Raw genomic sequence first — 8,791 nt, 5'->3', positions numbered from 1 at the left:
GTGGAAGCAGGGCTGATTGCCAATACCAACCTGGGCGGCGACAACGCCGGTCGGGGCGCGGTTCTGGGTGCCCTGCTGGGGGCGGCCAACGGAGACGGATCGTTCCCGGCATCCTGGATCGGGGGGCTGCGCCATCCGCCTCCCGATCTTCATCGCGATTGAAGAGATGCTGATTATATCGGATTTTGGGGAGGGATACTATAGCCACCCAGCTAAGCCGATATCAAAGGGTTCTCAATCCAACTTTGACGGTTCCGTAAAAACTCCGATATCTGCGTTATGCTTCATCCCTCGTCAATGCGGCGTACTTTAAGTACGCCGCATTCCTCGCGATTCGCAAGCCTTGATCTCGAATTTTTTACGAAACCGTCTGAAAATTTACTTCCAAGGAAACGGCCCATTTTCAAGGTCATTTTCTGGCCTGACATATTTCACCGCGAAGCGGGGTAACCCGCTTTTTACGAAATCATCAACTTTGACTTTAGCAAAATCGGTTTAAACTCTCGACCGGGCTTTTATACCCATGGTCTTTGACGGTTGCCGGGTTCCACGGAGCAAAGTTTTGGATCAGTGCCCAGCTTCTGATGCTCAACTCAGCGGCTTTCCTGGATCCATGAAAGTATTGAGCGCTGAAAAGATGGCGATCCATTCGCTGCATCATCTCACAACTCATATATAACCGGCAGCATCATTTGCCTATCCATTAGCAAGTTCAGGTTCTGATTTGTCATGGTAACCTTGAAAAATTCCGGAGCCAGAATACTGAAGTTTTTGAACATAATACTGGATTCCAGACACCTTGCCATCCAGAGCCAGAGCAAAGGCGTTTGCGATAAGATCTTCCAGGCTGTTGGCGTCGCTATGCCGCCGACGATACAGGAGGCGTGAGCCAATGGCGATAACCCGGTGGGGTAGTGCCAAGAGCTTTTTCCATCGTCGTAATATGCTGAAATGAAATTATAATCGAAAATCAACTGTCAAAGATCAGTTTAACCATGATATTTATTGAAAATTCAATTATAAAACAATATGCTTGTTTTTATCGATAACAACCCTATATGCGGATTAATTAAGATGCAGCCAGTCAATGAAAAATTCATGCAGGACGAACTCCCAAAGGCCCGTGAGGGGCTTTATGCGATACAGCGAACAGTTATCTTTCCAAATATGATCCTATATCGCTTTGGTAGCAGTGACAAACCTAAAAACTACTATTCAGGCTCTTGGTGGATCGGATATTCTCCTTTTGAATCACTTAAGAAATACGGAGTTGCAAGGAATCAAAGTCTAAAAGATTCTGCTGCTCAGTGTCTTGCAATTGGTACATGGAACAAATGTGATGTACTCATCAAAGTTATTACGATACTGCCGCTGGCTGCATGGTCAGGTACTCCAAAGGTTCAAGCTGAAAAGATTGATAAGAAACGATATACCGGGGTACGCAGAAATCCTGACAGGGATATAACACAGCTCTATATTCCAGGGCTTAAGGAGGTTTATAATAATATACAAATGATATGGGAAACAGCTTTAAAGAAAGCATCCATGATTATGGGCACTCAAAATATCTATAACTTAGCGGGCTTTTGATCAAGGATGATATATGTTAGTCATGAAGATGAGATATTTCACAAAAATTCCGAGTAGCATGCAAAAACTGCTGAGCTAAAGATCTTGAGTGTAATAAGAGAAATACTGCATGAAACTCAAGATCCCTCTACCAGAAGACATTCCTGAGAGTGAAAAGACTCGTCTGGTCTTAACTGGGGTGATGAAAATCCACTATGGAATGGCACATAATTTTCATTCTGGAAATATTCCGAGAAATTCTCAATTTTCGTAGCATTTAGTACTACAGCGACTTTTTAATTATAAGTAGCTGAAAATACTGTAATTGACCTTGCCGTGACAATTTTATAACAATTTGAATTGATAGTAAAAATATTAAAAATGGCGCTGTAGTAATATTCTGCTCCATTAAAATAAGGCTCCCCAAAATCCGTTATAATCAGAAAAAACCTCACAATGGGAAATAACCAAGTTCCACCATACCGGAAAGAAATAGCCCTCCCATCTTCATGCCCTTGTTATCCAGATTTTTTACTTATGTATAGTTTTCCAAACATCGTACGGACGAAAGATCCAAATATCTCGCCGTCACCAGACACTTCAATATCTACAACTTCATCTGAACATAAAGGAATCAGCCCATATTTTCTGCCAATACTGTGCAATAATTCGCGATCAGATTGATCAAATATTGTATATCCGATTATGACTCCGTTGAGAAGGTCATCAGATAAAGTCCAATTATCAATATTTACGAATGAAGAATTTTCTATTTTCTTTACATCTTTGACGAATAAATTAAAAAGACGTTTGTAATTTTTCTTTTTCATATGGCTAATCTTAAATTTTTGCGTGACGGCTAACGGTGAGGTAACCAGGCGACGAAGGGCCTCACGGATATCACCAAAAAATTAACGGTTTTCGCCGAACTTGTTTCTAAAATATTATAGCACGAAACTGATTCTTTTAACAATTTGTTATATCTTGCAAATATTCCATTTTGACGTCAGTCAGGTTGCGATGTATTGAGAATATCAAAACAAGCAGAGAATTTGCGATATCCCAGCTCGTCCATACTTGCATCATACCGTCAAAATCGATGATTCCAGTATTATGTCGGTATCCTGGAAAAAAACCGTCCATGAATATTCCAATTTCGGATCACTATCATTGAGTGATAGCCGTCTCGTCATCCGCAGTCAGAGGCAAGGGCATTTGCGATAAAATCTTCCAGGCGGTAGGCGTCGCCATGCCGACAACGATCCGGGAGGCGTGAGGCCATGGCGATAAAACATGACGGTAGTGCCAACAACTTTTTTGACCGCCGTAACACGCTGATATGAAGCCGTATTCAAAAAATAAGTGTTGAAGGTCAGTCGGAGTTTTTTGTTATTCACATGGAATAACGCCAAGTTGGACCATGAAACCATAGGCGTCATAGCTCCACACACACTCCTTTACTTTGCCTTCAACGATACGGTAGATAGTAATGCCTCGCATGTTTGTCTTTTTGTTTGTAGGTGGGATGCCCATAAAATTTCCGGTATGTGTGGCTTTGGCTGACCATTGTTTGACGACCTTATCACCCTCGGCAATCAAATCCTCAATAGTGACCTGTTCATCTGGAAAGCCAGCATTCATTTCTACAACCCACTGTTTGAACTGCCCAACGTTCTTAACCTCCGGACTGCTCGGATCGACATTAACGAAATCTGCTGCATAAAATTCGTCTATTCTGTCGTGGTTTTTTCCATTCCAGATTTCCTCAACGATGCGTCGAACTACAGTTTTATTAGCTTCTGACATATTTTCCTCCTCAGAGATGTTAAAGTTTAGGATAGGAAACCAGCGCAAAGATAGCGTTCCTTCATACGACCAAACGTTTCGGCACCCAAAAATTGTGAATCTTAACTGATGTTTCAATCTTAATTTGGTCTTTCTGCGGCCTTTAAGTATCGTTCTGGAGCTACATGGATTACTTCTCGCCCTGCCCCATGGGCGGGATAACGCCGAGCTGTTGCAGCATGCCCAAATTGTCCAATTTGATCCAGAATTCCATTATCTTGCCGCCAACGATGTGATAAATATTGATTCCCGTCACCGTAACATGTGTGCCGGTAGGGGGGATGCCCAGTAGTTCCCCTTTGTGTGTGCCGGTAAATGCCCACCGAGTTGCAACCTTACCCCCTTCGCCGAAATGATCCTCAACTGTGAAATGTATATCGGGGAAGGCAGTGCGGAACATAGTGACGAATTGTTCCCAGTCCTTGTTGCCGTGAATGTCCGGCCTGCCGACCATATGGCAAACAACGTCGGTGGCCATGATCTCAGCTTCAACATCCATATTCCCCTGGTTCCATCCCTCTTCAAAGCCACGGTGGACCAGCGCCTTGTTTTCTTCAATATTATTCATAGCATACCTCCTTTGTCGAAAATTATTTGAAGTGAACTCCTTAAAAGAAGCCCAAATTTACCTGTCCATCTCCTTGAATTTTTAAGGATCTTAGCTAACATCTAAAAAAAACAAAAATAGCTGGATTACCTTTTGGCAACCCGGCTATCTCATGAAGACCCGTGGTTTTCCGTCCCTATCTCACGGTAGGTTTGGCTTTATCATGGAAAGAAATAGAAAGGCCCCCTGCTGGACCGAATGATCCATAGGAGGCTCTACTTGGGAAATTTAAGAGGTATCGCTTTAATGTGCATAGTTTCGCCATACCTTTTCAAGACGAGTGGTCTGATATCTTGAGGCAAAAATCATTTAGCCGGGAAAGGCTGTGAGAGACAGTGATTTCTGCCTTCTGGTGAAGGGGGGTATGACTTGATCGTATTGTTTATTTTCTCAATAAATGAATGGCGTTTTTTTGTAAAGAGAATTTTCAGTTATCAGCGGCTTTTTGAAGTTATCCGGAATAGTGAAAACGCAAGTATACCAATCGAATACCAAAAACATAGCGGGCTCAAGTATTGTGTCGGTAATCTGCAGTTTTCAGATCCCGCCAAAAGGCCCTCACCGGAAGACGGCCTATATTCCAATTATGCGCATCTTTGGCGCCCCTTTAATCAGGAATCTGCCTGCAAGCTCGAAGAAACCGTTTTTCAGGAAAATGGTAGCAAAATGGCAGCAGAAATAACAAAGGGGTTACGCCCTAAAACGTAACCCCTTTTAAAACTGGTGTTTTTGAGATGCCGAGGGACAGAATCGAACTGCCGACACGGGGATTTTCAGTCCCCTGCTCTACCGACTGAGCTACCTCGGCGCACCAAAAACGAGTGATTGACTATTAGATATCCTCCCAGATGTCAAGGGTTTTTTCCCAGGTCTCCCAAAAAATATTGGAGCAGGGCGCATGCGGACACCGTGGCGGTTTCGGCCCGCAAGATGCGGGGGCCCAGGGCCGCCACCTCAAACCCGGCCGCCACGGCGGCGTCCACCTCGGCGTCGCTGAGGCCGCCCTCGGGGCCCAGGACGGCGAAGACCGTTCCATAGGGCTTTGCTTCAGCCAGGGAAAAAAGGTCCCGGGAGGGGTCGGATGCCTTCTCCCAGAAGAGGATCTGTAGGTCCTGGCCGGTCGACGCCGCAAGCATCTCTTCAAAGGAGAGGGTGTCGCCGATCTCGGGAATGCGGCTACGGCGGCACTGCTTGAGGGATTCCGCGGCGATCTTCTCCCAGCGCGCTTTTCTGGCCCGGAGCCGCCCGGGGTCGGGCCGGGCCACGGACCTTTCGGCAAGGAAGGGGATCCACCGGGAAATGCCCAGCTCGGTAAGCTGGCGGATCAGGTCGTCCATCTTCTTTTCCTTGAGAAAGCCCTGGGCGATGGTGATGGCCAACGGGGATTCCGTGTCCGGGGCGGACGCTTCCGTGACGGAAACCCGCACGTCATCCGCCGATACGGCGGTGATCCGGGCGTCGTATTCCCGGCCCCTGCCGTCGAAGAGCCGCACCCGGTCGCCCGGTTTCAGCCGGAGAACATTCCGGACGTGGTTGGCGTCACCGGGCGAGAGCGGGACGACAGGGCCTTCCGAATGCCCTGGGCCGGGTTTCCCTGGATCCGGGGAGATCGCGGGAGCGCCAAGGGCTGCCGCAATGACGGTTGAATCGATATGGAACCGCCGCACGGCTCATCCCGCCCTGCCCGCGGCCGGGCGTTCGGCCACGCCGGCGGTGGCAGGCCGGATGATGATGACTGCCGCAGCCGTATTGTCCAGGTACCGCAGGGCCAGCTGCCGCAGCTCGCCGCCGGTGATGGCGGCGTAGTCCCGGGCCATGGTCCGGCTCCAGGCGATCTGCTCGGGATGCTTCCGGGAGCCTGCGAGGACCGTGTTGAGCCAGTAGGGGTTCTCCCGCTGCAAGTCCTTGATGCCGGTGAGGGCCGGGTCCAGGGCCCGTTTGAGTTCATCGGCGGAGATGCCGTTCCGGACGATGTCGGCGGCGATGGTCTTGACCTCCCGCACCACGGTTTGGGCATCGCCGGGGGTCACGCCGATGACCGCCGACATGACGCCGTAGTCCGGATAGGCCCGGCTGGGCGTGTTGAAGGCGTTTGCCGAGTAGGTGGCGCCCAGCTTTTCCCGGATGATTTCCCGCATGCGGTCCGAAAAGACGGAGGAGAGGACCGATAGCCTGCGGGTCCTGCCGATGTCCCAGATGTCGTCGGTGGGGTAGGCCACATAGACCATGCCCTTGTCGATCCGGGTCGGGACGGGCACCTCCAGGGTCTTGCCCCTGGGGAAGGCGATGCGGTCGTCCGGGCGGGCCGTCGCTTCGGCCGCCCTCGCGGGCAGGCTGCCGAAATAGAGGGACGCGAGCCGTATGGCATCGTCCACCTCAAAATCCCCGACAATGGAAAGCTCCAGGGGCGCGCGCGCCAATGCCGGCCTCACCCAGGCCTCGACGTCGGCCAGGGTGATCCGGGCGAGGGCCTCATGGGGTGCGAGACCAAAGCGGGGGTCTCCGCCGGCCAGGAATCGGTCGCCCGAGAGAGGGATGGCGCCCTCGATGGTCTGGGAGAGCTCTTTATAGGTTTGACGGAGCCGTTCCAGGGTCAGGTCGTGGGCCGTCTGGCGGAACCCCGGATCGACCAGCCGGGCATGGAGGAGCTGAAACATCAGGGGCATCTCGGCGGTGACGCTCTTTGCAAGAAAGGTGAAGGTTTCACCGGAGATGTTCAGGCGGACCGCGGTGTTTTTGCCGGCCAGGGCCCGCTCCAGCGCGTCCCGGTCCAGGGCGCCCAGGCCGCTTTCATTGAGAACGTCCTCGCTCACCCGGGCGAGGCCGGGCCTGTTTGGCGGCTCCGCCCTTCGCCCTTCTCCGAAATCGAGCCTGGCCGTCACCTCGTTGGCCTTGAAGGTGGTCGGCTTGAGGTTGAGGCGCACGCCGTTCTCGAAATCGACCTGGACGATCCCCAGGTCGGGGATGGTCTCGCGCCGGGAGATGCGGGCCGTGTCATCCGGGGCAGGGAGATAGGGAAAGGCTACGGCGGCCTCGCGCTCCGGCGCGGCCACAGGCGTTTTCAGACCCTCGGCATAGGCGCTCAGGATCACGCTTTCCGGTGGGGAGGCTCCTTCCGGCAACCGGGTGTTTCCGCTCACCATGACAAGCCGGTGGTCGGGCGACCAGGCCTCCGTGAAGACGCGATGCGCCTCGTCCGCCGTCAGGGCCGTGATGACGGGGGCATACAGCTCCCTCCGCTGCTGCGGCGACTGGAGGACCCGGTTCATTTCCAGGCTGCCCGTGATCTGACGGGCCAGCATCTGGCTCTGACGGGTGGGCGCGTTCTTCACGGCCTTGTCCAGGGCCGCCAGAAAATCCTTCTTGACCCGCGAGAGTTCGTCGTCCGTGAACGGGAATTCGAGGGCCTGCCTCAGGACATGGTCCAGGGCGGCAAGGCTCTTTTCCCAGTTTTCCGGCCGGGTCTGGGCGGTGATGTAAGAATACTCGACATGCTTGGGATAGACCTCGGAGGCCGCGGAAGCGCCGGTAAAGGGGTTGCCGGGACGCCGGATCATCCGGTCGAGCCGGTTCTGGACGATCTGGTTGGCGATGTCCAGGATCACCTCCCGTTTTCCCCGGGCCGCGGAATCGGGACCTGCGGGGACGTTGCGGATCACCTGGAGGGTGACGTCGGTGGTCCCGGATTCCGGTTCGAAGTGATAAAAGGGCTGGATGCCCTGATGGCGGACTTCGCCCATGTCCGGCTCGGGCCGGGCCGGGGCCCTCGCCGCCATCCCTTCGAATTCTTTCCGGATCAGGGGCAGGGCGGCTTCGGGGTCGAAATCACCTGCCATGACGAGGATCATGCGCTCGGGCCGGTACCAGGTATCGTAGAAATTCTTCAGGAGGGCCCGATCCGCATTCTGGATGCTCTCCTTCGTGCCGATGGGGATCCTGCGGGAGATGCGGTCGTCCGGGAGCTCGAACTGGAGGGTTTCGATAAAGGTGCGGAATTCGGCTGAATCCCGGGTGCGCATCTCGGCCAGAATCACCTTCCGCTCCCGCTCGACCTCGGTTTCCAGGAGAGAGGCCCCCTCGGCATAATCCCCCAGGACCATGAGCCCTTCGGCCATGCTCTCCGCCTTGCCGTCAGGAAGGAGGATGTCGTACTTGGTCTTGAAAAAGCCGGTGCTGGCGTTGGCGTCCGGGCCGAACTCCATCCCGATCCGCTGAAAATATTTCACCATCTCTCCCGGCGGGAAATGGGTCGAGCCGTTGAAGACCATGTGCTCCAGGAAGTGGGCAAGACCCTGCTGCGAATCGGTTTCATGAACCGAACCCGCCTCCACCATGAGATGCATGCTCACCCGGTCCCGGGGGGTTTCGTTGTTGACGACAACGTAACGAAAACCATTGGAAAGGGTTCCGAACATCAGGGCAGGATCGGGTTTCAGGTCGCTTTTGTCTTGGGGCCAGACCGTTTTTGGGGCGGCCGCGCGCGCCTCCCCGGCCGGCGGGTTCCCGGTCCGGTTGAACGCTCCGCAGGATATCAATAGAAGGGCGATTGTCCACGACAGCAGCAGCGGCAATATGAAACGACGATACAACATTCGCATGATTCACTCCTTGTGTCCGGTAATGGCGGGAATGCCAACTGCGACGCTCTTTTCGGGATTCCCGGGCCTGGATCTATACCCTTTTGCGAAACCCCCGCTGAAGCGACTCTCTGCGAGGGTATCACCCCTCAGCCTTCAAAAATAACACATTCGGCAAAAGATGCCAGTATGG

At 52.6% G+C, this 8,791-nt stretch carries 10 protein-coding genes, 1 tRNA gene and 1 riboswitch; of the genes, 4 read left to right on the top strand and 7 right to left on the bottom strand.

The window, feature by feature from the left end; translation table 11 throughout:
- Positions 1-162 carry an ADP-ribosylglycohydrolase family protein gene (locus ACEW8N_RS16215; protein ID WP_373500889.1) on the top strand — a complete coding sequence of 54 codons (162 nt, stop codon included), beginning with the start codon at positions 1-3 and terminating at the stop codon, positions 160-162.
- A gap of 534 nt (positions 163-696) precedes the next feature.
- Here the strand turns inward: ACEW8N_RS16215 and ACEW8N_RS16210 are convergent.
- The gene (locus ACEW8N_RS16210) at positions 697-921 is read right to left on the bottom strand and encodes a hypothetical protein (protein WP_373500886.1); all 225 of its coding nucleotides are present in this window, start codon (positions 919-921) and stop codon (positions 697-699) included.
- Between the two features lie 153 nt (positions 922-1,074).
- Between ACEW8N_RS16210 and ACEW8N_RS16205 the strand changes: the two genes are divergently transcribed.
- Together ACEW8N_RS16205 and ACEW8N_RS16200 are read left to right on the top strand one after the other, a co-directional pair.
- Complete coding sequence (locus tag ACEW8N_RS16205) at positions 1,075-1,590, top strand: hypothetical protein (protein WP_373500885.1); 516 nt, start codon at positions 1,075-1,077, stop codon at positions 1,588-1,590.
- 109 nt (positions 1,591-1,699) lie between these two features.
- On the top strand, positions 1,700-1,843 hold the full coding sequence (locus ACEW8N_RS16200) for a hypothetical protein (protein WP_373500884.1): 144 nt from the start codon (positions 1,700-1,702) through the stop codon (positions 1,841-1,843).
- Positions 1,844-2,087: 244 nt separating this feature from the next.
- Here ACEW8N_RS16200 and ACEW8N_RS16195 read toward each other — a convergent pair whose 3' ends face one another.
- The 3 genes from ACEW8N_RS16195 to ACEW8N_RS16185 all read right to left on the bottom strand — a co-directional run bounded on the left by ACEW8N_RS16195 (position 2,088) and on the right by ACEW8N_RS16185 (position 3,982).
- Positions 2,088-2,399 (bottom strand): hypothetical protein, encoded by a 312-nt coding sequence (locus ACEW8N_RS16195; protein ID WP_373500883.1) that lies wholly within the window; start codon positions 2,397-2,399, stop codon positions 2,088-2,090.
- Positions 2,400-2,958: 559 nt separating this feature from the next.
- Complete coding sequence (locus tag ACEW8N_RS16190) at positions 2,959-3,375, bottom strand: ester cyclase (RefSeq protein ID WP_373500882.1); 417 nt, start codon at positions 3,373-3,375, stop codon at positions 2,959-2,961.
- Between the two features lie 169 nt (positions 3,376-3,544).
- On the bottom strand, positions 3,545-3,982 hold the full coding sequence (locus ACEW8N_RS16185; protein ID WP_373500881.1) for an ester cyclase: 438 nt from the start codon (positions 3,980-3,982) through the stop codon (positions 3,545-3,547).
- Between the two features lie 131 nt (positions 3,983-4,113).
- A riboswitch (cyclic di-GMP riboswitch) is annotated at positions 4,114-4,188 on the bottom strand.
- 202 nt (positions 4,189-4,390) lie between these two features.
- On the opposite strand from ACEW8N_RS16185, the gene ACEW8N_RS16180 reads away from it, so the two are divergent.
- Positions 4,391-4,729, top strand: a complete 339-nt coding sequence (locus ACEW8N_RS16180) for a hypothetical protein (protein WP_373500880.1) — start codon at positions 4,391-4,393, stop codon at positions 4,727-4,729.
- 27 nt (positions 4,730-4,756) lie between these two features.
- Here ACEW8N_RS16180 and ACEW8N_RS16175 read toward each other — a convergent pair.
- From ACEW8N_RS16175 to ACEW8N_RS16165, 3 genes are all read right to left on the bottom strand, one after another.
- Positions 4,757-4,829 (bottom strand) — tRNA-Phe (locus ACEW8N_RS16175).
- Positions 4,830-4,872: 43 nt separating this feature from the next.
- Entirely contained in the window at positions 4,873-5,688 is an 816-nt protein-coding gene (locus ACEW8N_RS16170) for a 16S rRNA (uracil(1498)-N(3))-methyltransferase (RefSeq protein WP_373500879.1), read from the bottom strand.
- 3 nt (positions 5,689-5,691) lie between these two features.
- Positions 5,692-8,619: a M16 family metallopeptidase gene (locus ACEW8N_RS16165; RefSeq protein ID WP_373500878.1), complete on the bottom strand. Its 2,928-nt coding sequence runs from the start codon at positions 8,617-8,619 to the stop codon at positions 5,692-5,694.
- Between the last annotated feature and the right edge of the window lie 172 nt (positions 8,620-8,791).

The sequence above is a fragment of the Desulfococcus sp. genome (assembly GCF_041737845.1).
In the GTDB taxonomy this organism is placed as follows: Bacteria; Desulfobacterota; Desulfobacteria; order Desulfobacterales; family Desulfococcaceae; genus Desulfococcus.
The sequence above is the reverse complement of the archived record's forward strand: the minus strand, read 5'-3'. Positions and strand labels throughout refer to the sequence as shown.